The sequence below is a fragment of the [Clostridium] hylemonae DSM 15053 genome, from assembly GCF_008281175.1.
Lineage (GTDB): Bacteria > Bacillota > Clostridia > Lachnospirales > Lachnospiraceae > Extibacter > Extibacter hylemonae.
This window is the reverse complement of the sequence record NZ_CP036524.1, coordinates 1,736,111-1,761,280: the sequence shown is the minus strand read 5'-3', so window position 1 is coordinate 1,761,280 and position 25,170 is coordinate 1,736,111. Positions and strand designations below refer to the sequence as shown.

Here is a 25,170-nt window from a genome sequence, read left to right as displayed (position 1 = left end):
CTCCACCTACTTTATATTCTTCTTGTGCAGCTTCAGAATACTTTGATACGCAGCCTCCTGCTCTGCCGCCTTCTTTGTCCTCCCGCGGCCAATGCCGTATTCATCTTCCCCTATGTGCACGGCTACCAGAAATGATTTGTCGTGGTCAGGCCCTTCTTCCCCTATGAGATGATAGGTGATCGCGTCTTTAAAATTAGCCTGTACGATCTCCTGCAGGATAGTCTTGCTATCAAAAAAGAGTTTTCTGTTCTCCAGGTCTTTCAGAATAAACCGTTCGATAAACTCTTTTGCATTAGCAAAACCACCATCTATATATATCGCTCCGATCAGCGCTTCCATCGCGTCCGATGTGATAGACTCCCTCTTTCGCCCTCCTGTAGCGTCTTCCCCTTTTCCAAGCAGCAGAAAATCACCGATCTGCAGCTCTCTGGCACAAAATGCCAGCGCCGGCTCACATACCATGCTCGCCCTCGTCTTCGTCAGCTCTCCCTCCGGCATCTTTGCGTGCTCATAGAACAAAAACTCGCTGGACACAAGTTCCAGCACGGCATCTCCGAGGAACTCCAGCCGTTCATTGCACTCGTACTTGTGCAGATGCTGTTCATTGGCATATGAGCTGTGCATCATCGCCTTTTTAAGCAGTCCGAATTCCTTAAATGTGTAGCCGATCCTTTTTTCCAGTTGTTTTAAATCCTGATTCATAAAGTTACACTCCTCATAATGCGAAAAAGCCCTGCCGGGCTTTTCCGCATCTTTTATACCTAGTTATTTGTCGCGTTTTTAATCTGTTCCACCGCATCGCCTACCGATACGATCTTCTCAGCATCGTCATTATCGATCTCGATATCAAAGGTCTCTTCTATTCCCATAATTATCTGGAAAATATCTAAGGAATCAGCCCCCAAATCATCTACAAAAGTAGTCTCCATTGTAATGTCCCCTGCCTCAACATTCAACACATCTGCAATGATTTCCTGCAACTTTTCAAATTCCATACCATTTCTTCCTTTCTTAATCCATTGAGTAATCTTTATTCAGCGGATGCAGCATCCGTTTGAATACAATTTTTGATCTTTTCATTAATTCTCTGCTGCTTAAATGTCACACATTGTATGAGTGTATTCGTAACTTCCTTGGACCTTGAGCTTCCGTGTGTCTTCACCACAAGCCCGTTGAGTCCAAGCAGCGGCGCTCCGCCGTGCTCGCTGGCGTCAAAAGCTTTCAGCGTCTCCTTTAAAGCAGGCTTTACAAGCAGCGCTCCGATCTTACTGCGCAGACTCGTCATCATACCCGCCTTTACTTTTTTGATCAGGACATCCCCGACCCCTTCGTAAAGCTTAAGTATTATGTTACCCGCAAACGCCTCGCACACGATGACATCCGCTGCTCCGTGAGGGATATCTCTCGCTTCTACGCTGCCGATAAAATTGATTCCTTCTGTCTCTTTTAAAAGCGGAAACGTCTCTTTGACGAGCGCATTCCCTTTTTCTTCCTCTGCGCCGATATTGACAATGCCGACCCTGGGGTTCTTTACTCCCATGATATTCTCCATATATATGGAACCCATCTTTGCAAACTGAACAAGATGGGACGCTCTCGCGTCAACATTGGCTCCGCAGTCTACCAGAAGAGATACTCCTGTCTTGGTCGGGATGAGCGGCGCGAGCGGCGGCCTCTCCACACCCTTGATCCTGCCTACAAGCGTCTGGCCTCCGACAAGGATGGCCCCTGAACTCCCCGCTGACACAAACGCGTCTGCCTCGCCGGCCTTCACCATCTTCATGCCTACGACAATAGAGGAATCCTTCTTCCTCCGAATGGCATTGACAGGAGGTTCTGCCGTCTCGATCACCTCTGTGGCGTTCACGATCTCAATCTGTTCGCTGTTGTAAGTACAGCCTTCCAGTTCCCTGCGTATGGCCTCTTCCTTACCGACAAGAAAAACCTTGATGCTTTTTTCTCTCGCCACAGCGTCAACAGCACCCTTTACCATCTCGCCCGGGGCGTTGTCACCGCCCATGGCATCCAGCGCTACTCTTGTAATTTCAGTCATTCTTTCTTCCTCCCAGCACTACTAGGATTAATTCTACTAGACATTCCTGTAAAAATCAATCATTTTGTTAAAGAATCACCCGTCTTATCCTCCATTTTCTGAAACCGCTCAAACACCAGGGCCGCCTCCCCGAGCATCGCATTTATCAAATCATATTCAAAGGCCGCGATCTCCCGCCTCTCCTCCAATACCATCCCGACGACCGCCGATACATTGTCGTCATCCATGACCGGGAGATAGATAGCCTTCGCATACGGTAGTGTATGTGTCGTACAGCCGGCTCTGTGTCCGTTTTCAAACACCCATGAGACAACGGCACGCTCCTCTGTGGAAGTATAGTCCTGTATGAGCGAAGCCCTGTTCTCTTTCCGTATCCCCTCTCTCAAATAGACATCCGGCTGCTGGATACGACCGCCTGTTTTCATATATATGATTACGGTGAAGTTCATCAACTTCTGTATCTGGGAAGCCAGCTCATCGCCAATATCTCTGCGTCCCTTCACACGCCTCAGTTTCTTGCTGTTCATAAGCAGGATCTCCGTCCGGTATGCGCGCTTGGCATTCTCCTTGCTCTGCTTCTGTATATTGGACATATTCCACGACGTCAGAAGGCTCACGGAAAGCATCATGACAAAGGTAAACACATACCCTGTATCATAGGCCTGCAGACTGTGAAGCGGTTTGATAAAAAAGTAATTGAACAGCAGCACACTGAACACCGACGAGAGCACGGAACAGATATACCCTTCTGTATTGATGGCTGTGAGCATAACGCAGAGCAGATACGCCATTATGATATTGGCTTCCGACATATGAAACGCACTGAAGGCAAAACCCGCCGCCGTGCCAAGCGCCAGCATGAAAAGCAGTATGAGAACATCTGTCTTCTTAAGCCCCTTCAGACAATGTTCTGTCTTCAGGAACGACGGAGGTTTCTGCCCGTTGCCGCTCTGCAGGTCAGGTATGATATAGACATCCAGATTCGGGGCATAGTGATTCAGACTCTCAACGAGCGTCTTTCTCGTCTGTCCGAAAAAGATTTTATGTGCGGTCCTGCCCATCACGATCTTCGTCACATTGCTGACTTTCGCATATTCCGCGATCTGCCTCGCCACATCCTCACCACTGACTGTCGTTATCTTTGCGCCGAGTGTTCTTGCCAGACGGATGTTCTCATCCCTCATTTTCTTCACCTTCTCCGACGCATTCTGAATCGTTTTCGTCTCTACATAGAGAGCCGTAAATTCTGCATGAAACGCATATGCAAGGCGCGCCGCCGCACGGATGACTTTTGCGTTTGACGGAGCCGGAGAGATACAGGTGAGAACATGTTCTCCTGCAGAGTATTCTCCTCTCCCCAAAAGCTTCTTTTCCTCCTTTGCAAGGTGGTTCACTCTGTCCGCCATACGGCGCAGCGCTGTTTCCCGCAGCGCCGTCAGCTTATCCATTGTAAAGAAATTCTGCAGGGCGCGCTCTGCCTGTATCCCGCCGTATATCTTCCCTTCTCTCATGCGTTCGATCAGCTCTTCCGGTTCAATGTCCACAAGCTTTACCTGATCTGCCCTGTCAAAGATGCTGTCGGGGATCCTCTCCTTCATCTGTATCGACGTGATGCCGGCGATATTGTCGTTCAGACTCTCCAGATGCTGTATATTTACGGTCGTATAGACGTTGATCCCGTGTTCCAGCAGCTCCTCGATATCCTGATATCGTTTTTCATGACGGCATCCCTTCACATTCGTATGAGCCAGCTCATCTACGAGAAGGACCTTCGGTCTGCGCGCCAGCGCGGCGTCCAGATCAAATTCCCGTATGTTCACGCCTTTGTACTCTTTCATGAGGAATGGAATGTGCTCCAATCCCTCCTGGAGAGCAGCCGTCTCCGGACGCGCGTGGGGCTCGATATACCCCGCGACCACGTCTATGTTATTTTTCCTGAGTTCTAACGCCTCCTCAAGCATCGCATATGTCTTACCGGTACCTGCCGCGTACCCGAGAAAAATCTTGAGCTTTCCGTATTCCTTTCTTCGTATCTTATCCTCCTCTGCCTGAATCTTTTCAAGCACTTCCCGGGGATCCGGCCTTTTATCTCTGTCCATAAGATCTCTCCTTCTTGCACGGACAGGGAACCGCCGTCAGGCCATCCCATGGCTGCCGGCAGTTCCCTGTCTCATGATCTTGATGTGTTTTCCGCGGGCTTATAATTCGCCGAGTGCTTCTGCGATCTCAAGGTTGCACTTCAGGACATTTACCCGCTCGTGTCCGAATACCCCGAACACTTTACCGTCCGTGCTGCGGCTGACGATTTCTTCCAGTTCCTGTTCGCTGAGCCCTGTCTCGGCCGCGATGGCCGGTATCTGTATCCTGGCCGCCTCCGGTGTAATATCGGGATCCAGGCCGGAACCGGACGCCGTCAGAAGATCCGCGGGTATATCCCCTTTCTCTACGTCTGGATGCTCCTTTAGAAACTGCTCCACCGATTCTTCTACACGTTTCTTCAGTTCTTCACTTGAAGGGGCCAGATTTGATCCGCCGGATGCCACACCGGAATACGAACCGTCCTCTTTCTCTTCCTTTGTATACGTATTGTAATTTACTCCCGACACGCGGCTCTGAACGTATTCGGGGCTGCCGGAAAAGTCCTGTCCGGCTATGGCGGAGCCGACCGCTTTGTCGGGGTCTGTCGTCTTTTCTCCTTCCGCCGTAATGAGACTTCCGTTCGCCTGATGCGCAAAGAGCGCCTGTCCAAGGCCTGTCAGGGCGGCCGGATATGCAAGACCGCAGACAACAAGCATAAGCACGGTTAAAACAGCGGCGCATCTTACATATTTTAAAAATGATTTCATCTTACTTCCCTCCTATATACCAAGCACCGACAACAACGGCGCCACAAGACAGTCTATAATTTTAATTCCGGCAAACGGCACGATGATACCGCCCAGCCCGTATATTCCCATATTTTTCAGAAGCATCCGCTCTGCGCTCATAGGCTTATACTTTACGCCGCGCATGGCGATGGGAATCAGGCACGGTATGATGACGGCGTTGAAGATCAGGGCTGAGAGTATTGCCGACATAGGCGTTGCAAGATGCATGATATTCAGCATCTGCATCTGCGGTATGACCAATGTAAACATGGCCGGTATGATCGCAAAATATTTTGCCACATCGTTTGCTATACTGAATGTAGTCAGCGAACCTCTTGTGATCAAGAGTTGTTTCCCTATCTCCACCACTTCCAGGATCTTGGTCGGGTCGGAATCGAGATCCACCATATTGGCCGCCTCTTTTGCCGCCGAGGTGCCGGAGTTCATGGCAAGGCCCACATCGGCCTGAGCCAGCGCCGGAGCGTCATTTGTGCCGTCTCCGGTCATGGCTACCAGCTTTCCTTCGGCCTGCTCACTCTTTATCGCCTCGATCTTATCTTCCGGCTTACACTCTGCGATAAATCCGTCGACACCGGCTTCTTTTGCTATCGTCGCCGCTGTGAGAGGATTGTCACCGGTACACATGATCGTCTTGATGCCGATGTCGCGAAGTCTCTGGAACCGTTCCACAAGTCCCGGCTTCACTGTATCCTTCAGATAGATCACCCCGCAGATCACATTACCGGCTGCCACGACAAGAGGTGTTCCCCCAAGTCCGGCTATCTTTTCCACAAGGCCGTCCAGATCCTTGGGAATACTGCCGCCCTGTTCCGTCACCATTGCCTTTATGGCGTCGGCCGCACCTTTTCTTATCTTTGTCCCATCCGGGAGATTCACGCCTGACATCTTGGACTGCGCTGTAAATTCGATAAATTCCATCTGTGAGGCAGCACTTTCATCGATCATCGTCCCCATACTCCGGGCGAGCTCTACCGTAGACTTCCCTTCCGGCGTCGGATCACAGAGGGACGTCATTACCGCATAGTCGATCAGATCCTCTTTTTCTCTTCCTTTTACCGGATAAAATTCTGCGGCCAGCCTGTTTCCAAATGTGATCGTCCCCGTCTTGTCAAGAATCATCGTATCTACGTCACCGCACGCCTCCACAGCCTTCCCGGACATGGCAATGACATTGAATCTTGTCACCCGGTCCATTCCGGCGATACCGATCGCTGACAGAAGCCCGCCGATCGTCGTCGGGATCAGGCAGATGAGCAGCGCTATCATGGTAGAAACTGGTATCTGCACGCCTGAATATGTAGCAAAGGGATACAGACATACGACTACGATGAGAAATATGACAGTCAATCCTACGAGCAGGGTGTTCAGCGCGATCTCATTCGGCGTCTTTTGCCGTGAGGCCCCTTCCACAAGAGCGATCATCTTGTCAAGAAAAGACTCGCCCGGTCTGGATGTGATACGGATCTTCAGCCAGTCGCTCACGACTGTCGTGCCCCCGGTCACAGAGGAAAAATCAGTGCCGGCTTCCCGTGTGACAGGCGCGGACTCCCCTGTTATGGCAGATTCATCCACAGATGCGATGCCTTCGATGACTTCACCGTCATTTGGGATTATTTCCCCTGCCTTTACTAGTACAATATCATCCTTCTTAAGTTGAGAGGCATTCACGATGCGTTCCGTGTTGTCTCTCCCTATAAGTCTCGACTGCGTATCCTGCTTAGTCTTCTTAAGCGACGCAGCCTGGGCTTTTCCCCGGCCTTCCGCGACGGATTCGGCAAAATTTGCAAACAGCACGGTAATAAAAAGTATGACAGAGACAATCCCGTTATAGACCCTGAGATTACCAAGTGATGCGTCATCTCCAAATATTGTCGGAACGGCCGTCATAATAAGTGTCAGTACGAATCCTGTCTCTACGATGAACATGACCGGATTTTTTATCATGTATACCGGATTGAGCTTCTGAAACGCTCCGATAACGGAACTTTTCAGAATATCCTTTGTCACGAACTTTGTTTTTTGTTGTTTCTTAGACATTTCTTCTCTTACATCCCTTTCTTCATTTTATGAAAACCATAAGGTCAGATGTTCTGCGATCGGCCCCAGTGCAAGCGCCGGGAAAAATGTCAGCGCGGCAAAGATATAAACGATAAACACGAGCAGCACCGCAAAGATCACATTATCAGTGCGCATCGTTCCCGCTGATGCTTTCACACGCTTCTTGGCCATCAGCGAACCTGCAACGGCCAGCTGGGCGATGATCGCAATATACCGCCCGAAGAACATGGCAAGCCCGGTCGTGATATTCCAGAAATACGTGTTGTCCGATAATCCTTCAAAGCCTGAACCATTGTTGGCCGACGCAGATGAGTATTCATACAGCACCTGTGACAGACCATGGAATCCATCATTCGTTATGCCGTCCAGTCCTGGCTGTATTGAGACTGCCAGCGCGGAAAATCCAAGGATCAGAAGCGGGTGTATGATCAGCACGAGTGCGACCAGCTTCATCTCCCGCCCTTCTATTTTCTTTCCCAGATATTCCGGTGTCCGCCCTACCATGAGTCCGCATATAAAGACGGCGAGGATGGCGTACATCAGCATGTTCATAAGGCCTACACCTTTTCCGCCGAATACGCAGTTCAGCATCATATGTAAGAGCGGCACCATTCCCCCGAGAGGCGTAAGGGTATCGTGCATATTATTGACCGTACCCGTAGTAAATGAAGTCGTGACCGTTGTGAACAACGCCGACTGGTCTGCGCCGAACCTTACTTCCTTTCCTTCCATGCTTCCCATGTCCTGGCTGATCCCTGACGCCTCAAGAACCGGATTGCCGGCTTTTTCGGACAGGAAGCAAGTAGTCAGTCCCACAAGGAATATGATGGACATAGCTGCGAATATCGTCCTGCCCTGTCTGCCGAACAGAGGCTCTTTTACTTTTACTGCGGCCGCTGTTTCCTCTTTTTTCCGATCCTGACACATTTTACCAAATGTCAGCACACATGCCCCCGGAAGGATCATCATGGATATAAGTTCGATCATGTTCGTTATTATCGTCGGATTTTCAAACGGTGTGGCCGAGTTTGCGCCCAGAAAACCTCCTCCGTTCGTCCCGAGATGTTTTATGATCTCCAGCGCGGCCACCGGGCCCACCGCAAAGTCCTGCAGTTTTCCTTGAATCGTTTCCACAGTTATGTTGGCCCCGAATGTCTCCGGACACCCCTGCCAAATAAGTACGAGGCCGAATATGAGAGACCACGGGATCAGGATACGGGTCGTGATCCGCACCATGTCCTCATAAAAATTGCCCAGATCCTTCTTCCTGCCCGCAAGTCCTCTGCAGAACGCCATACACCCGGCATATCCGGATGCCGCTGAAGTGAACATCATGAAAATGATCACAAGCATCTGACTCAGATAAGAGAGTCCTGACTCTCCTGAGTAATGCTGCAGGTTTGTATTTGTCATAAAGCTGATGATCGTGTTGAATGAGAGGGTTGGCTCCATCCCCTCGATTCCGTTTGGATTTAAAAACAATGAGTGCTGGAGTCTCAACACGAGATATCCAACGAGTATCATGACCGCATTGGTCATGAGAAGACTTAACGCATAGGTCTTCCAGTTCATTCCCTTTCTGTCTATCCGGCATATTTTGTAAATGCCGTTGTCAACCCTGTCAAATAAAGGGTCCGCGAACGTTTTTTTATTGGCAGCTATATGGTACATGTACCTTCCCATCGGTATCACTGCCAAAATAAATATCGCTAAAGTCAGCGCAATCTGTAACATGACTTTTTTTGTCCTCCTGTTCCTGCTCTCAGTTTGATCGATGTTATAATTTCTCCGGGTGAACGAGAGCATAAAGTAAATATGCTGCAATCAGCAATATGATAATTCCAAGTAATATCATCCTGCTTCTCCTTTCTCTCCCTGGATCCGGCAGTACCTCTGCCTATCCCTTCTCATGGATATCTATATCTACCTGTCTCGAGCACCATTCTGTAAACGCTTTCATGAGTCCAAAGCATCCGAGCAGAACTGCCGCCATCGCTATATCCATCACAGCTGTAACCTCCTTTTCAATTAAGCTGAATTCATCCTAACACGCTCTGTCTTAAAGCTGTGTTAAAAGACGGAGGTTCATATTAAAACAGTATTAAAACATCAGATCACGCTTCTTTTTTGCGCAAATGAAAAAGGCCTCCCGGTTTCCCGGAAAGCCTTTGCTTCCACTCACTAGTCCTGAGCGATAATTTCTTTTTTGTTGTAAGAGCCACAAGCCTTGCAAACTCTGTGAGGCATCATTAATTCGCCGCACTTGCTGCATTTTACCAGGTTTGGAGCGCTCATCTTCCAGTTAGCTCTTCTTTTGTCTCTTCTTGCTTTGGAAGATTTATTCTTTGGACAAATTGACATAGGTTACACCTCCTTAAAATTCTTAAACACATCGCGGATAACTGACATTCTGGGGTCAAGACCTGGGTCTTCACAGTCACAGGTCCCCTCATTTAGGTTTTGACCACATACGCTGCACATCCCTTTACAGTCTTCACAGCATAGAACTTTCATCGGCCATCCTATTAATATCTCATTATAGAGTAATTTATCTACGTCAAGATGATATCCGTCAATATAATTTGCTTCGTCATACTCTTCTGTCTGTCCGCTGTCCTCTTCCGGCTCAGACACCAGCACACGCTTCGTAAAATTCAGGTCAAACTCCACCGGTATTTCTTTGAGACACCGGTCGCACGGGATAAGCACTTTAAGTCTGCACTCACCGTTGATCAGAAGCTTTCCGCTTCCCCGGTACTCTGCGGTTATGTGGGCATCTTCTTCCGGTACGACCGGATATACGCCCGCCTTTCCCTGAAATGTACGCATCGTACACGCTGCCGTCACATCCAGCGGCTTATGCGGTTCAGACAATACTTCGGATAGGTCAATCAACATATAGTCACCCCTATTCATACCTAGACTATTATATCCGTGTAAAAGAGGTTTGTCAACCTATAATTCGTCATTTTTCATAGATATTGTGCCGCCGCGTTTCTGCCTACACAAGCGCAACAGTCTCCCGCGCGATCGCAAGTTCTTCGTTCGTCGGAATCACCATCACTTTTACTTTGGAATCCGGTGTTGAGATCGTGATCTCCTCACCGCGCGTGTTGTTTGCCTCTTCATCCACTTCGATCCCAAGATAGCCGAGATAGCCGAGGACATCGGCGCGCACCGGCCCGGAATTTTCTCCCACTCCCGCTGTGAACGCGATGACATCCACACCGTTCATGGCGGCGGCATATGCGCCGACATATTTGGCAACTCTGTAGGCAAACACTTTAAGCGCCACAGCAGCCTGCTTATTGCCTTCTTTTGCTCCGGCATCCAGATCGCGGAAATCACTGGACAGATTGTTGGAAAGTCCGAGCACGCCGGATTTTTTATTGAGCATGTTCATAAGTCCCGCAATGTCAAGTCCCTCTTTTTTTGCGATAAACTCCATGATGGCCGGGTCGATGTCGCCGGAACGTGTTCCCATCACAAGTCCCTCCAGAGGAGTAAGACCCATGGATGTGTCCACAGATCTGCCGTTTTTAACGGCACAGATGCTGGCACCGTTTCCAAGGTGGCATACGATCGTGCGGAGTTCTTCGTAAGGTTTCCCTACGATCTCAGCTGCTCTTTTGGATACAAAGCTGTGGCTTGTCCCGTGGAAGCCGTAACGTCTCACTTTGTATTTTTCATAATATTCGTACGGAAGCCCATACATGTAGGCTTCCTCCGGCATCGTCTGATGGAAGGCTGTGTCAAACACTGCCACCATCGGAGTACCCGGCATCAGTTTCTGGCACGCGTTGATCCCGATCAAGTTTGCCGGATTGTGAAGCGGCGCCAGGTCATTGCATTCCTCGATCGCCTGAAGCACTTCATCTGTGATCACAACAGAGCTTGCAAACTTCTCGCCTCCATGTACGACACGGTGTCCCACCGCACCGATCTCGTCCAGGCTCTTTACAACACCTGTACCGGCATCTGTGAGGGCGTCAATGACGTACTGGATCGCCTCCGTATGTGTCGGCATAGGCTTGTCTGACTTTACCTTCTCCCCGCCTTCCGGCTGATAAGTAAGACTTCCGTCGATCCCGATCCTCTCGCAGAGTCCCTTTGCCAGCACCTGCTCTGTATCGGAGTTGATTAACTGGAACTTTAAAGATGAACTGCCACAGTTGATTACTAATACATTCATTTGAATTTACCTCTCTTTTATTCTTTTTTCACGTTCTAGTTTTCAGCCATACACTGAACTGCAGTGATCGCCACTACGCCTTCGATATCTTTGGCGCTGCATCCGCGTGACAGGTCATTGACCGGAGCCGCGATCCCCTGTGTCAGCGGTCCGTATGCCTCTGCCTTTGCAAGCCTCTGCACCAGCTTGTAGCCGATATTTCCGGCATCCAGGTCAGGAAATACGAGTACGTTTGCTTTCCCTGCCACCGGGCTGCCCGGCGCTTTGGACGCGCCGATCTCCGGAACGATAGCTGCGTCAAGCTGGAATTCACCGTCGATCATAAGTCCCTCAGGCGCAGCTTCTTTTGCGATACGCGCAGCTTCCACTACCTTGTCCACGTCCGCGTGCTTTGCACTTCCCTTTGTAGAGTGTGAAAGGAGCGCCACCACCGGCTCCTCTCCTGTCAGAAGCCGGAAAGAATCTGCGGAGGAAAGCGCGATAGCCGCAAGCTTCTCCGGATCCGGATTCTGCTCAAGTCCTGCGTCTGCAAATACAAATGTTCCGTCCGCACCCATATCGCAGTCCGGCACTACCATGACGAAAAACGCTGACACGAGCTTTGTTCCCGGTTTCGTCTTCAGTATCTGAAGGCATGGCCTCAAAGTGTCGGCCGTAGAGTGGCATGCTCCTGATACCATGCCGTCTGCATCCTTCATCTTGACCATCATGACCCCATAGTACAGATAGTTCGTAAGGAGCAGCTCTCTTGCCTGCTCTTCCGTCATTCCTTTCTTCTGTCTCAGTTCAACGAGTTTGGCGATATAGCCGTCCGTCTTTTCACTCGTGGCCGGATCCACGACAGTCGCTCCGCTGACATCGAAAGAGCCTCTGTTCTTCTCGATCTCCTCTTTGCTCCCTACAAGTACCACGTTGGCTGTGCCTTCTTTTATCACTGCCTCTGCCGCCTCATAAGTTCTGATATCCTCTGTCTCCGGAAGCACGATCGTCTTTCTGCTTGTCTTGGCTTTCGCCTTGATTTCATCTATAAATCCCATGATCAATAGACTCCTTTCCATTTATTCTCAGTATTTCTATTATAATACAAAGAGACCTCGTAAACAAGGTCTCTTCCCGTAATCTTATGTCTATTTTTCAATACAATAACCGTTATTTTTTTAACATCTTGGTAAATATGCCCAAACATTCGTCTGTTCTCCAGGCTAGATGGAAAACACAAGACTGACGATCGCAAAATACACCGTCACCGTGCTGATATCCACGAGTGTAGAGATGAGCGGCGTCGCCATTATGGCGGGGTCGAGCCCTATCTTCTTGGCTACGAGCGGAAGTGTGCAGCCCACGATCTTGGCAAGTATGATCGTGCAGGCCATCGTAAGCCCTATCGTGACCGCGATCATCACATCCCCCTGTCCCATAACGAGTATACGTATTCCATTTACGGTAGACAGTATGACGCTTATAAGAAGCGCGACTCTTATCTCTTTAAAGATCACTTTTACAATATCTCCGAATTCGATCTCTCCCACTGCCAGTCCGCGGATCACAAGTGTAGAACTCTGGGAACCGCAGTTTCCGCCCGTCCCCATCAGCATCGGGATAAATCCTGCAAGCTGGGGCATGACCGCAAGCGCAGATTCATAGTGGTTCATGATCATCTGCGTGATCGTTGCGGACAGCATAAGAAACAAAAGCCACGGCAGTCTGTTCTTCACATGGCTTATGACGCCCGTCCCAAAGTAAGACTCCTCATTGGGGCTTACACCGGCCATGATACTGATATCTTCCGTCACCTCTTCCTGCAGTACGTACATGGCATCGTCAACCGTGACGATACCTACCATGCACATCTCATGATCTACGATGGGAAGCGCGATAAGACCGTACTTCGTAATTGTCCGGGCCACCTCTTCCTGGTCGTCCGTCGTGTGGGCGTAGAGCATATTCGTATCCATGATCTCTTCCACAGTCTTCGACTCACTTGTCGTTAAAAGCTCTTTTACATCCACCACGCCGACCAGACGGCGTTTCTCTGTCACGTAACACGTATATATCGTCTCTTTATTTAAACCGACCTGCCTGATCTTCAGTATGGATTCCGCCACCGTCATCTCTTTTCTGAGCGCGATATAATCCACGTTCATCACGCTGCCGGCGCTGTCCTCCGGATACTGGAGCAGGGCGTTGATCTGCTGTCTCGTCTCCTCGTCTGTCGCCATGAGGAGCCTGTCCACCACATTCGCGGGCATCTCCTCCAGAACATCCACCGTATCGTCCAGGTACATCTCTTCCATGACTTCTTCCAGCTCGGAATCAGTCAGAGCATTGATGAGAAGTTCCCTCAGATCGCTGTTCATATATGTGAATGTCTCCGCCGCCTCTTCCTTGGCCAGAAGCCGGAACACCATGACAAGCTGCTTCTGTTCAAAATCCGCCAGGATATCTGCCAGGTCAACAGGGTACATATTATTTTCAAGTTCTTCCTTGAGTTCTTTATACTGGCGGTTTTCCAGCATTTCAAGGATACGTTCTTCCGTCAGTTCTTCCCGCTCTTCCATGTAATCTTCAGTCTCCTGCGGCGGATCACAGATGTCCTCTGCATTATGCAATAAATCTGCATCGCTGCGGCTGAACTCTTCACCCATCGTACCCCTCCTCTCCCAAGGCTTTCTCCCCAAATGACCCAATTCATTTTGCGCACCCGGTCTTTTTATAGTATAATCAATTTCAGAAGGATATACAAGGAGATTCTTATGAAAATAGTAGGTTTGATCACGGAATACAACCCGTTTCACAACGGGCATTTATACCATATAGAGAAAGCGAAAGAGATAACCGGAGCGGACGCTGCGGTCGTCGTCATGAGCGGAAATTACGTACAGAGAGGAGCGCCCGCCATCATGCCGAAGCATCTGCGCGCCGAGGTGGCACTGGAAGCCGGCGTTCCTGTGGTCATGGAACTTCCTGTCTGCTTTGCCACCGGCAGCGCCGAATACTTCGCGGCAGGCGCCATTTCTCTATTTGAACAGCTCGGCTGCATCGATTCTATCTGCTTCGGAAGCGAATGCGGGGATCACGGCGTGCTGGAGCGGATCGCGCATGTCGTTGCGGACGAACCGGAGGAATACAAGTTCTCACTTCAGGAAGGACTCCGCAAAGGGCTTTCTTTTCCGCGGGCCCGGCAGCTGGCGCTGAAAGCTTACTTTAAAGACGATTCCCTCGATGCCATACTGGAGCAGCCGAACAATATTCTCGGTATTGAATATATCAAAGCGCTGTACTTAAAGAAAAGCCCCATAAGGACGTATACGATCAAGCGTATGGTCTCAGGCTACCACGACGAATCCCTCTCCGAGAGCTACAGTTCCGCGTCAGCCATCCGAAAGCTGCTCGCTTATGCGAGCAACTCCATCCATCTGGAGGATGAAGGCATGTTTGACGAACCGGTCATGTCGGAAGTGCTCACAAGGCTGGAAGGGCAGGTTCCGCCTTCCTGCATACGCCTTCTGGAGGAGACACACCGCACGCGCTACCCGATCTATTCCAACGATTTCTCGCTTCTGCTCAAGTATAAGCTGCTGACAGAGACAAAGGACACACTTGTCAAATATGTGGATATCACCGAGGACCTGGCAAACCGGATCATAAACCACGCCAATGACTTCATCACATTTGACCAGTTCTGTGACCTGCTGAAAACGAGAGACATGACTTACACCCGCATAAGCAGAAGCCTGTTCCACATCCTGCTCGGGATCACTAAATACGATATGCTCTCCTGCCGGGATGACGGCTGCTGTCATTACGCACATATCCTAGGTTTCAGAAAAGACGCGGCCCATGTCCTGTCTCATCTGAAAGCCCACTCGAACGTGCCGCTTGTCACGAAGCTGACACAGACAGATACACTGAGCGAAACCGGAGCCCGGATGCTGACGCAGGACATATTTGCATCCAACCTGTATGAGGCGATCATAACGAATAAGTTTAAACTTCCGTTTGTGAACGAATACCAGCAGTCTATTGTTATTTTATAAATGGGAATTTTTGTTGGAGGAATTTGGGAGGGTGGTAAGCGTACGGCAGAGGAACGGCGGGAGGGGGATGTGGGACGGTCGGTGCGCTTGCAAGCTGTAAGGGAAGAAGCCGCGGCAGGAACAGACACCGACAGAATTCAATAGGAAATCTGGATGATTTCCTATTTCAGCTGTCTCAGAAACCGCACTTGTAGTGCGGTTTCTGGTCTGTCCCTGCCACGGCTTCTTCCCTAACTGCTTGACAAAGCTCCCTCCAACGCCCCACATCCCCCTCCCGCCATTCCTCTGCCTGTTCCCTCACAAAGCTCAAATTTCTTCAACGCGTGGGATTCCCTGGTCGAGCCACAATGGATCTACACTGCGGCCGTAGTTTCCTGGATAAGAGTCTATCCATTGAGAAGGCCTGGGAACTTCCTTTTGCTTGGAATGTTTATCATCCTGAGCGATGAACAGGCAGAGGGGCCGGGTGCGCGGGGGTGTAAAAGGGCGTTCGGAGGCAGACGTGGGAGCCGTTGCTGCAGAAAGAGCCGGAATCAGACACGGGAATGTTATCACAAATAACATTCCCGAGAGCCTCTGAGGCAGGAAATCCTTTCAGGATTTCATACCGAATAGGCTCGGTTGTCTGATTCCGGCTCTTTCTGCAGTTACGGATACCCGGCTGCCGGAGCGCTCTTTTACACCCCCGCGCACCCGGCCCCTCCGCCGTCCACCGCCAACAAGCTCAAACATTCCCAACAAAAACCCCCATTTAGATCTCCCTGCTGCAGGCGACTGCCAGCGCTCCGGGGCCTATGTGGCAGGCGACGCTCAGGGACAGCTTGTCCATGTGCACCTCGTAACCGGGGAATCTTTCCTCTATCTCTTCCTTCCATGCTCGGGCTTCTTCCTCTGTGCACGTATAGGCGGCTTCCAGGTTCACTCTCCTGCCTTTGAACCGCTCTTCTATATCTTTTTCCATCGCATTCAGCATCGTTCTCTTTGCCGCCTTTATGCCGCGCACTTTGGCGAAGGCATCCAGTTTTTCACCCTGGATCTGGAGCACAGGCTTTAAGTTCAGCACCGTTCCGAGCGCTGCCGCCGCAGGAGTGATGCGGCCGCCTTTCTTCAGATACTTCAGCGTATCCACTGTGATATAGATGCTCGCTTCCAGCCTTTCCTGCATCAGCACCTCTTCTATCTCCGACGCCGTCATGCCGCGGCGTACCATCTCGACGGCATCCAGGGCAGACTGGCGCTGTGTGACAGAGACTCTCTGGTTGTCGATGACACGCACTTTTCCGTCAAATTCTGCGGAGAGCATCTTTGCCGTCTGGCATGAGCTGCTCAGCCCGCTGGACATGGGGATATGGATGACTTCATCGTACTCGGACAGCAGTTCCTCCCACAGCTCCATCACATCTGCGGGGGACGGCTGCGAAGTAGATATCTCCGCGTCCTCCCCAAGCTTCTGATAGAACTCTTCCTGGCTGAGTGTTATGTCCTCATAGAACAGCTCTCCGTTGATATAAAACGGCATCGGCAGTATGCGTATGCCGAGTTTTTTTCCTTCTTCCTGTGTGATCCCGCTGTTGCTGTCGGTCACAACTGCTACTTTTCCCATTTATTTACCTCTCTAATTTTTAAAACTGTGTATCGGAGCCGGAATTCTTCCTTTCCTGTTCACAAACACACTGCAGTCAAATTCATTGACCGGCATGATCGGCGCATAACCGAGCAGACCGCCGAATTGTGCCGTATCACCGACATCTTTGCCGATGACCGGTATGAGACGGACCGCCGTTGTCTTCTGATTGACCATTCCGAGTGCCATCTCATCCGCGATGATCCCGGAAATAGTAGATGCTTTCGTCTTGCCGGGAATCGCTATCATGTCAAGCCCCACCGAGCAGACGCATGTCATGGCCTCCAGCTTCTCCAGCGTAAGAGCGCCTGCATTTACCGCATCGATCATCCCCTGGTCTTCACTGACCGGTATGAAAGCGCCGCTTAAGCCGCCTACATAGGACGATGCCATAACGCCGCCTTTCTTGACCTGATCGTTCAGCATGGCGAGCGCAGCGGTCGTTCCGGGCGCGCCTGTACGCTCCAGGCCGATCTCCTCCAGGATCTCTGCCACGCTGTCCCCCACAGACGGTGTCGGGGCCAGGGACAGATCGACAATACCGAACGGAACCCCCATTCTCCTGGATGCCTCTCCCGCCACAAGCTGGCCGACACGGGTCACCTTGAAGGCCGTCTTCTTTATCGTCTCGCACAATTCTTCAAATCCTTTTCCGCGCACCTGTTCAATGGCATGCTTCACTACGCCTGGACCGCTGACTCCGACATTGATGACGGCGTCGCCCTCTGTAACTCCGAGAAACGCTCCCGCCATAAACGGATTATCGTCCGGCGCATTGCAGAAGATGACAAGCTTGGCGCAGCCAATGGAATCGTCTTCCTTCGTGGCCTCGGCTGTCTGTTTTACGATCTCTCCGCACAGCCGCACCGCATCCATATTGATCCCGGTCCTCGTTGAACCGACATTGACGGAACTGCACACCCGTTCCGTACACGCCAGCGCCTGCGGTATGGACCGTATGAGGGCCTCGTCGCTCTTTGTCATCGCTTTCGATACGAGCGCGGAATAACCGCCGATAAAGTTGACTCCGACTTCCTTCGCCGCTTTGTCAAACGTACGGGCGATGGTGACAAAATCCTCCTCTGTCTTGCACGCGGCGCCGCCGACCAGCGCTGCCGGTGTGACGGATATCCTTTTATTTACGATCGGTATCCCGTATTCTCTCTCGATCTGCTCGCCGGTTGAGACGAGATGTTCCGCCATGGATGTGATCTTCCTGTATATCTTTTCATTGAGCGCGTCCAGATCTGAGTCGATACAATCCATAAGGCTGATGCCAAGTGTTATCGTCCTCACATCCAGGTTCTCCTGTTCGATCATCTGGTTTGTCTCATTGACTTCATATATATTGATCATGGGCTGTCTTCCTGTCCTTTCTGTCTTTGCTTATAAACGGTGCATCTTTTCAAATATCTCTTCTCTCTGACAGTGGATCGTCACGCCGATCCCAAGCCCCACTTCCTCAAGCTCTTTTGAAACGGCAGCAATTTCTTTCGTTGCGTTTGTCACATCGACCACTGCCATCATATTAAAATATCCGTTGACGATCGTCTGTGAGATGTCCAGCACATTGATGTTCGTCTCTGCGAGATAGGTACATACTCTGGCAATGATACCGACGGTGTCTTTTCCGACTACTGTAATGATACATTTCTTCATGTTCTTCCTCCTGTCTTCCTACACTGTTATGATTTCTGATACTGTATCCCTTTTTGCCACCATCACCGGGATATCTTCTCCTTTATAAGGATTGTCCCCGAGGCTGACCTCAAGCTTGACCGTCTCGTAAGCCAGCTCTTCGTAATTGTTTTCTTTACTCAGATGTCCGAGCATTACGTATTTGAGATTGTCATGTAGTATATCACAAAGAAGTCTGCCTGACAATTCATTCGAGAGATGTCCCTTTTCCCCCATCACCCTGCGTTTCAGCGGATATGGGTAAGGGCCTACCTCCAGCATGTGAATGTCATGGTTTGCCTCAAGAAGCACTGCGTCAAGCTCTCTCAGATGCTCTACCGTGTATTCGTCATATTTTCCCAGGTCAGTGGCGACCGCAACCGCTTTATTGTCTCCTTCTATCCGGTAACCGGACGGCTGCCGGGCATCATGTGAAATGGCAAACGGCTGTATTTTCAGGCTGCCGAGCAGAAACTCATCGTCCACCTCTATTTCATGGAGCAGTCCTTCCGGCATTCTGCCGATGCTGTTCGTGCATTTGATCCCTTCGATCGTTCCGCCGGTGGCATAGATAGGCACTTCGTATTTTCTGCTGAATACGCCGAGTCCCTGTATGTGGTCAATATGTTCATGGGTGATGAGGATACCCTCGATCTCTTCCCCTTTGATCCCCAGTGTATGTAAGCCCTGGTCTATCCTCTTTTTACTGATTCCTGTATCTACGAGCAGATGTGTGTTGTCATCTCCCACATAGATACAGTTCCCGCTGCTTCCGCTTGCTATGCTGCATAGTCTCATGTATGTATACACTCCTGTCAATTATATATATTAGTACATCATCTGTCCTGATCACCAGAGATTTCGGATCATCTCATCCAGCTGTATCTTTGTCTCCTCAAAAATGCCGCTGTTGTCGATGACTCTGTCGCTGTTTCGCAGAAAAACGTCCTTTGGGAGCTGGGACGCAATAATGTCGTCCACTTTTTCCGCGTCGTATCCTCTCGCATAGATGAGCCGTTTTTTCCGGATGGCGTCCTCCACATAGACATACCATATCTCATCGCAGATCTGCTCGTAATGGTCATCTATGAGAAGGGCCGCCTCCAGGAGAAAAAGGCTCGTATGCTTCCGCTCTTCTTTCTTTATGATCTTTCGTATCTCCTCTTTTACGGCCGGATGGACGATTCCATTCAAAACGGCACGCTCTTCCTTATCGGTAAATATGATCTGCGCCAGTTTTTCCCTGTTCAGCTCTCCTTTCGGATCCAGAATGTCCGCGCCGAAATGCTCAACAATAGCCCGGTGGCAGTCTGTTCCTTTCTTCTGCAGCTTCTTTGCCACCTCGTCGGCCTGACATACGGTGGCACCGTATTTGTCGTTCAAGTATTCCAGTATCTGTGTTTTTCCTGCCCCTACGCCGCCTGTGATGCCTATAATTTTCATATTTTTATCCCTCTGTTATTTTGCTTCGTACCAGTTATCTCCTGTATGCATATCTATTTCAAGCGGTACCTCCAGGGATGCCGCATGCTCCATCTCATCCTTCAGGATCGCCTTCACCTCTTCAAGCTCCGGCCCATAAGCCTCTATGAGCAGTTCATCGTGCACCTGCAGTACGAGTCTTGATCTCATATGCTTCTCCTTGAGACGCCTGTTCACGCCTATCATCGCTATCTTTATGATATCCGCCGCCGTCCCCTGTATCGGAGAGTTCATGGCTACCCGCTCTCCGAAAGAACGCTGCATAAAGTTGCTTGAGGAAAGCTCCGGCACAGGGCGCCGCCTGCCAAAAAGCGTCACTACATACCCCATCTCCTTTGCGTGCGCCACCGTGTCATCAAGAAACAGCTTGATGCCGGGATAAGTCTTAAAATAATCGTCAATATATTTGGCCGCTTCTTTTCTCGTGATACTCAAATCCTGACTCAGGCCAAAAGAACTGATACCATATACAATACCGAAATTGACCGCTTTCGCGTTCCTCCTCTGAAGATCCGTCACTTCCCCGAACGGGACGTGGAACACCTGGGAGGCGGTGATGCGGTGAATATCCTTCTGCTCTTTATATGCATTGATGAGCTGTTCATCGCCGGAGCAGTGCGCAAGCACACGAAGCTCTATCTGGGAATAATCCGCATCGATAAACACATATCCGTCCTCCGGGATAAATACTTTGCGGATCAGTCTGCCAAGTTCCATGCGCACCGGGATATTCTGCAGGTTCGGCTCTGTACTGCTGATCCTCCCTGTGGCTGTGATCGTCTGGTTGAATTTCCCGTGGATCCTTCCGTCCCCGCTGATATAATTTGACAGTCCGTCCGCATAAGTGGACTTGAGCTTTGTAAGCTGCCGGTATTCCAGTATCTGCGCCACGACCGGATAATCCGGAGCCAGCTTGTCAAGTACATCCGCCGCCGTAGAATAACCTGTCTTCGTCTTCTTGCCGCCTTTCAGCCCCATCTTGTCAAATAAGATGACCCCGAGCTGTTTCGGAGAATTAATATTGAATTCTTCCCCTGCAGCCTCATAGATCTCTTTTTCCAGCTCCTCGATCTTGATCCCCAGCTGCTCCCCGTAAAACTTCAGCGCTTCGGCCTCGATCCTGACGCCGTTTTGTTCCATATCGTACAACGTGAACACAAGGGGCATCTCTATATCTGTGAACAGATGCTCCATCTGTGTCTCTTTAAGCTTCTGTCTGAGCGGTTCCACCGACGCATATGCCGTGTACGCCTCATAGCATACTTTCACATGATCTTCTACTTTATCCTCAAGCAGGAGCCCGAGCTGCTCCCGCGCCACATCCTCATACGTATAATCGTTTTTCAGCGGATTCAGAAGGTATGCCGCGATCGTCACATCAAAGCAGGCGGAAGGTTCTGCGACAGTAAAATACTGCATGGACTCTTTTATATCAAACATGGAAAATGTCTGAACGCTGCCGGACACCTCCTTCAATTCGCGGAGCAGATATTCTGCCGTTATATCACCGTCCGCCCGGATACAGAATATCTTGTCTGCCCCATAGCACAGGCCGATCCCGCCGATATCTGCCTGTCCCGCAAAAAGCGGCAGTGTGTTCTTCGTATCCTTAAAGATGACCGCCCCTGCAAGGGCTGCTTTTTTGGCCTCTGCCAGTATCTTCCCGGCTTCCTCCGGTGACGCGATCTCCCTGAAGCAGTCTTCCACCGAGTTTGACGGCGCTTTCACATCAAACCTGCCGAGCAGGTTCTTAAATTGAAGCCGCTGGAACCATCCGTAGGCTTCCTCTGTAAATACATTGCCAAGCTTCGCCTCGTCTAGCCTGAATGCAACGCCTGCGTCTACATTGATCTTTGCCAGCTTCCTGCTCATAACCGCCATATCCCAATGTTCCTTCAGCGCTTTGGCAGCTCTCGGCGGCTTCAGCTCCTCCACATGCTCATATGCATTTTCAATGGAATGATACTCTGTTATGATTTTTGTCGCAGTCTTCTCTCCGATGCTCGGAACACCCGGAATATTATCTGAGGCATCGCCCATCAGCGCTTTCAGATCAATAAATTCCTCCGGAGTCACCTGATACCGTTCCTTCACATCCTCCGCGTAGTAATCTTCTATCTCCGTTCTCCCCTGCTTTGTCTTTGGGATACGGATCTTCACGCGCTTCGTCGCAAGCTGCAGAAGATCCCGGTCGCCGCTTATGACAGACACGTCCATCCCCTGCCGTCCGCAGCGCTTTGATATCGTCCCGAGAAGATCATCCGCCTCGAGGCCCGCCTGTTCTATAATGTTGATGCCCATAGCCTTCAGGACATCTTTGATGACCGGCACCTGCTGTCTGAGCTCTTCCGCCATCGGTTTTCTCGTCCCCTTATAGTCCGCGTACATCTCATGACGGAACGTGGGAGCATGCACATCAAAGGCAACCGTAAGATACTCCGGCGCCTCTTCATCTAATATTTTAAACATAATATTCAGAAATCCATAGACGGCATTTGTATGAAGGCCTTCCGAATTGGTAAGGTCGGGAAGTCCGTAAAAAGCCCTGTTCAGTATACTGTGTCCGTCTATCAATACTATCTTTTCAGCCATATATAGTTCTCCAATCTGCTAAACCTACTTTAATACTATACACCAAAGTCTTATTTTTTAAAAGGCATATCCTTTTATTTCTTTTATCTGTCCGGTTTGTTCTTTTTCCTAAACTGCTTGTCACATTTCCAACAATCTTATATAATTTAAATTGCAAGTCCTTCCGGTTCAAAAAGTGATAGCGCCACTATATATCAGTCCGGATAAGATACAAAAATTCATCTTAAAAGAAGGGAATCCACGTTGAAACAAATGAATTCCAAAAATCTGAACAAACAGATAACTGCCGCCGGGATACTCGGTATTGTCATCACAGTCATACTGGCTGTCATCAGTACCTTTTCCTACAGAGGGCTTAAGCATACACAGGAGCAGGAGGCGAAGCAGTATCTGAACGAAGTCGTATCCCAATATAAGAACGCGATAGGCATTAAAATCGACGGCAACCTCCAGACTCTTCGGGCGCTGTCTACTTTTATCGAGAAAAGCGAGGACATCAGCCGTGAACAGATACTGGCCCATCTCAGATCGGAAAGCAGACAGAATGACTTTCTGCGGATGGGTTATATAACGGCGGACGGGACAGGATATTTTATCGACACAGACGGAACGGAGCATTATGATGTCAATGTGGGCAACGAATCTTTTGTCCGCAAAGCTCTTACAGGGGAAGATTCTGTATCTGACACGATGACAGACCGGTTTTCAGATGCAAAGATCAACTGTTACAGTGTCCCCGTGTATCAGGACGGCGCTGTCATCGGTGCTTTGACTGCCACAACAAGCGCATCTGGTTTCTCTTCTATCATTGAACAGAAGCTGTTTGGAGGGAACGCATATACACACATTATCCGCAGCAACGGCGATTTCGTCATACGCTCTTCCCATGCCGTGATCCAGGATAATATCGGCAATATCTTTGATGAGGGGACCGTTTCGCCCGAGGATAAGGAATACATACAAAAGTCTGCCAAAGCAGGCCGAAGCTCCTTCTCTACCTTTGAGTATAAAAATGAAAAATACTGGACTACCATCGTACCGCTTGGAATCAACGACTGGAACTTGTTCTGTGTCGTACCACAGGACTACCTGAGCGAAAATTTCGGCACGCTTATGACCGTTTTTGCTGTGATTATGCTCTGTATCACCGCCTTGTTCACCATTCTCTTTATCTACATATACCGTGTGATCAGAAAAAGCAGAGAGGAAATAGCCAGGCTTGCCTACACAGATGTTCTCACCGGCTCCGACAACCGTAATAAATTCATTCTTGAAATGCAGCGGCTCATAAAAGAATCCGGCCATTATGCCATGGTGCTTCTGAATATCAACGGCTTTAAATTTGTGAATGAATTCTATGGCTACGATGCCGGCAACATGCTCCTGCGCCATATTGCCGCAGTGCTCGCAGAAAATGTCCGGGAACACGAACTGTGCTACCGCGATAATGCGGACCAGTTTGGCATGCTCCTGAAATACCGCAGCCGGGAAAAGTTAAGCGTGCGTCTTAAAATGATCCAGGAACAGATCCACAAATTCCGGCTGAACAGCAATCAGGACTACCACATTCTCTGCAACTTCGGCGTGATGATCATAGAAAAGAACGGTATGTCCGACGTGAATGCAGATTTTGACACTGTTATGAACGGCGCGCTGCTCGCGCTTGAGAGCGTGAAGGGAAATGAAATGGATTCCATCGCTTTCTATGACAGTGCTCTGCACGAAAAAGCCGCCAGGAGAACAGAAATAGAAAACAGAATGTGGAGTGCGTTGGAACGCCGCGAATTTGTCATGTACCTTCAGCCGAAGTTTTCATTAAAAGACGGCGTTCTCCACAGTGCCGAGGCGCTCGTGCGCTGGATGCCCGGCGACGGGAAGATGCTTTATCCGGACGAATTCATCCCGGTGTTTGAACAGAACGGGTTCATTACAAGACTGGATATGTACATGCTGGAAGAAGCGTGCCGCTGTCTGGCCGGCTGGCGGGATAAGGGGTATGCCGCCGTACCGGTGGCGGTAAACCAGTCGAGAATCTTTTTTTACGACGCAAAATACCTGAACAAGCTGGAACAGATCGTCCGCCACTACGAGATCGACCCTTCTCTCATTCTTCTGGAGGTGACGGAAACAGTCGCCATGAACAACCTGGAGCAGATCAAAGATGTGATCGCCAGACTCCACGGGATGGGATTCAAAATATCCATGGACGATTTCGGAAGCGGTTACTCTTCCCTCAATACACTGAGGGAACTGGATGTTGATGAGATCAAGCTGGACAGGGAATTCCTCTCCACCCAGTCAGATACGACAAGAGGCGAAGCGATCATCCGCAATGTCATCCATCTGGCGAAGGATCTTTGCGCCGCAACGGTAGCTGAGGGGATCGAGACAAAACAACAGCTTGAATTTTTAAAGTCGCTCTCCTGTGACATTGGACAAGGTTACTATTTTTCAAAGCCTGTGCCGGCCGACATTTTTTTACAGACTGTATCCGAAATTGGCAGTCCGCAGCATAATACCGCAACATAATAACCCGGACCGTCTTCCATACTGGGAAGACGGTCCGG

The 25,170-nt window shown here is 50.0% G+C and carries 21 protein-coding genes; 2 read left to right on the top strand and 19 right to left on the bottom strand.

All coding sequences use genetic code 11. From position 1 onward, the window contains the following. Positions 1-6: 6 nt before the first annotated feature. From rnc to mgtE, 13 genes are all read right to left on the bottom strand, one after another. Entirely contained in the window at positions 7-702 is a 696-nt protein-coding gene (gene rnc / locus LAJLEIBI_RS08055) for a ribonuclease III (protein WP_006444190.1), read from the bottom strand. Positions 703-761: 59 nt separating this feature from the next. Then, positions 762-995: an acyl carrier protein gene (gene acpP / locus LAJLEIBI_RS08050; RefSeq protein ID WP_006444189.1), complete on the bottom strand. Its 234-nt coding sequence runs from the start codon at positions 993-995 to the stop codon at positions 762-764. Between the two features lie 35 nt (positions 996-1,030). Next, positions 1,031-2,053, bottom strand: coding sequence for a phosphate acyltransferase PlsX (plsX, locus tag LAJLEIBI_RS08045; RefSeq protein ID WP_006444188.1), 1,023 nt, complete (start codon positions 2,051-2,053; stop codon positions 1,031-1,033). A gap of 59 nt (positions 2,054-2,112) precedes the next feature. Beyond that, positions 2,113-4,152 (bottom strand): DUF4118 domain-containing protein, encoded by a 2,040-nt coding sequence (locus LAJLEIBI_RS08040; protein ID WP_006444187.1) that lies wholly within the window; start codon positions 4,150-4,152, stop codon positions 2,113-2,115. 99 nt (positions 4,153-4,251) lie between these two features. Next, positions 4,252-4,899, bottom strand: coding sequence for a K(+)-transporting ATPase subunit C (kdpC, locus tag LAJLEIBI_RS08035; protein WP_006444186.1), 648 nt, complete (start codon positions 4,897-4,899; stop codon positions 4,252-4,254). 12 nt (positions 4,900-4,911) lie between these two features. After that, entirely contained in the window at positions 4,912-6,978 is a 2,067-nt protein-coding gene (gene kdpB / locus LAJLEIBI_RS08030; protein WP_006444185.1) for a potassium-transporting ATPase subunit KdpB, read from the bottom strand. Positions 6,979-7,005: 27 nt separating this feature from the next. Continuing rightward, entirely contained in the window at positions 7,006-8,733 is a 1,728-nt protein-coding gene (gene kdpA / locus LAJLEIBI_RS08025; RefSeq protein ID WP_040435246.1) for a potassium-transporting ATPase subunit KdpA, read from the bottom strand. A 43-nt stretch (positions 8,734-8,776) separates the two neighbouring features. Beyond that, positions 8,777-8,854, bottom strand: coding sequence for a potassium-transporting ATPase subunit F (locus LAJLEIBI_RS19755; protein ID WP_083790643.1), 78 nt, complete (start codon positions 8,852-8,854; stop codon positions 8,777-8,779). Positions 8,855-9,180: 326 nt separating this feature from the next. Then, positions 9,181-9,360: a 50S ribosomal protein L32 gene (gene rpmF / locus LAJLEIBI_RS08015; protein ID WP_005332600.1), complete on the bottom strand. Its 180-nt coding sequence runs from the start codon at positions 9,358-9,360 to the stop codon at positions 9,181-9,183. A 3-nt stretch (positions 9,361-9,363) separates the two neighbouring features. Continuing rightward, positions 9,364-9,897 (bottom strand): YceD family protein, encoded by a 534-nt coding sequence (locus LAJLEIBI_RS08010; protein WP_040435242.1) that lies wholly within the window; start codon positions 9,895-9,897, stop codon positions 9,364-9,366. Between the two features lie 103 nt (positions 9,898-10,000). Continuing rightward, positions 10,001-11,191 carry an acetate kinase gene (locus tag LAJLEIBI_RS08005; protein ID WP_006444182.1) on the bottom strand — a complete coding sequence of 397 codons (1,191 nt, stop codon included), beginning with the start codon at positions 11,189-11,191 and terminating at the stop codon, positions 10,001-10,003. Between the two features lie 35 nt (positions 11,192-11,226). Further along, positions 11,227-12,228, bottom strand: a complete 1,002-nt coding sequence (gene pta / locus LAJLEIBI_RS08000) for a phosphate acetyltransferase (RefSeq protein ID WP_040435240.1) — start codon at positions 12,226-12,228, stop codon at positions 11,227-11,229. A 165-nt stretch (positions 12,229-12,393) separates the two neighbouring features. Beyond that, on the bottom strand, positions 12,394-13,749 hold the full coding sequence (gene mgtE, locus LAJLEIBI_RS07995) for a magnesium transporter (protein WP_040435708.1): 1,356 nt from the start codon (positions 13,747-13,749) through the stop codon (positions 12,394-12,396). Positions 13,750-13,944: 195 nt separating this feature from the next. Here mgtE and LAJLEIBI_RS07990 point away from each other — a divergent pair, with 195 nt between their 5' ends. Further along, positions 13,945-15,228: a nucleotidyltransferase gene (locus tag LAJLEIBI_RS07990; protein WP_040435238.1), complete on the top strand. Its 1,284-nt coding sequence runs from the start codon at positions 13,945-13,947 to the stop codon at positions 15,226-15,228. Between the two features lie 751 nt (positions 15,229-15,979). On the opposite strand, the gene LAJLEIBI_RS07985 is transcribed toward LAJLEIBI_RS07990, so the two are convergent. Genes LAJLEIBI_RS07985 through polA form a run of 6 tightly spaced genes read right to left on the bottom strand, consistent with a single transcriptional unit; the run spans position 15,980 to position 22,603 of the window. Continuing rightward, positions 15,980-16,831: a DegV family protein gene (locus tag LAJLEIBI_RS07985; RefSeq protein ID WP_006444173.1), complete on the bottom strand. Its 852-nt coding sequence runs from the start codon at positions 16,829-16,831 to the stop codon at positions 15,980-15,982. 12 nt (positions 16,832-16,843) lie between these two features. Continuing rightward, positions 16,844-18,208, bottom strand: coding sequence for a PFL family protein (locus LAJLEIBI_RS07980; protein ID WP_006444172.1), 1,365 nt, complete (start codon positions 18,206-18,208; stop codon positions 16,844-16,846). 30 nt (positions 18,209-18,238) lie between these two features. After that, on the bottom strand, positions 18,239-18,511 hold the full coding sequence (locus LAJLEIBI_RS07975) for an ACT domain-containing protein (protein ID WP_006444171.1): 273 nt from the start codon (positions 18,509-18,511) through the stop codon (positions 18,239-18,241). A gap of 18 nt (positions 18,512-18,529) precedes the next feature. Continuing rightward, entirely contained in the window at positions 18,530-19,327 is a 798-nt protein-coding gene (locus LAJLEIBI_RS07970) for an MBL fold metallo-hydrolase (RefSeq protein WP_006444170.1), read from the bottom strand. A 51-nt stretch (positions 19,328-19,378) separates the two neighbouring features. After that, positions 19,379-19,972 (bottom strand): dephospho-CoA kinase, encoded by a 594-nt coding sequence (gene coaE, locus LAJLEIBI_RS07965; protein WP_006444169.1) that lies wholly within the window; start codon positions 19,970-19,972, stop codon positions 19,379-19,381. Positions 19,973-19,987: 15 nt separating this feature from the next. Continuing rightward, complete coding sequence (gene polA / locus LAJLEIBI_RS07960) at positions 19,988-22,603, bottom strand: DNA polymerase I (protein WP_006444168.1); 2,616 nt, start codon at positions 22,601-22,603, stop codon at positions 19,988-19,990. A gap of 252 nt (positions 22,604-22,855) precedes the next feature. Here polA and LAJLEIBI_RS07955 point away from each other — a divergent pair, with 252 nt between their 5' ends. Continuing rightward, positions 22,856-25,132 (top strand): bifunctional diguanylate cyclase/phosphodiesterase, encoded by a 2,277-nt coding sequence (locus LAJLEIBI_RS07955; RefSeq protein WP_006444166.1) that lies wholly within the window; start codon positions 22,856-22,858, stop codon positions 25,130-25,132. The last annotated feature ends 38 nt before the right edge of the window (positions 25,133-25,170 follow it).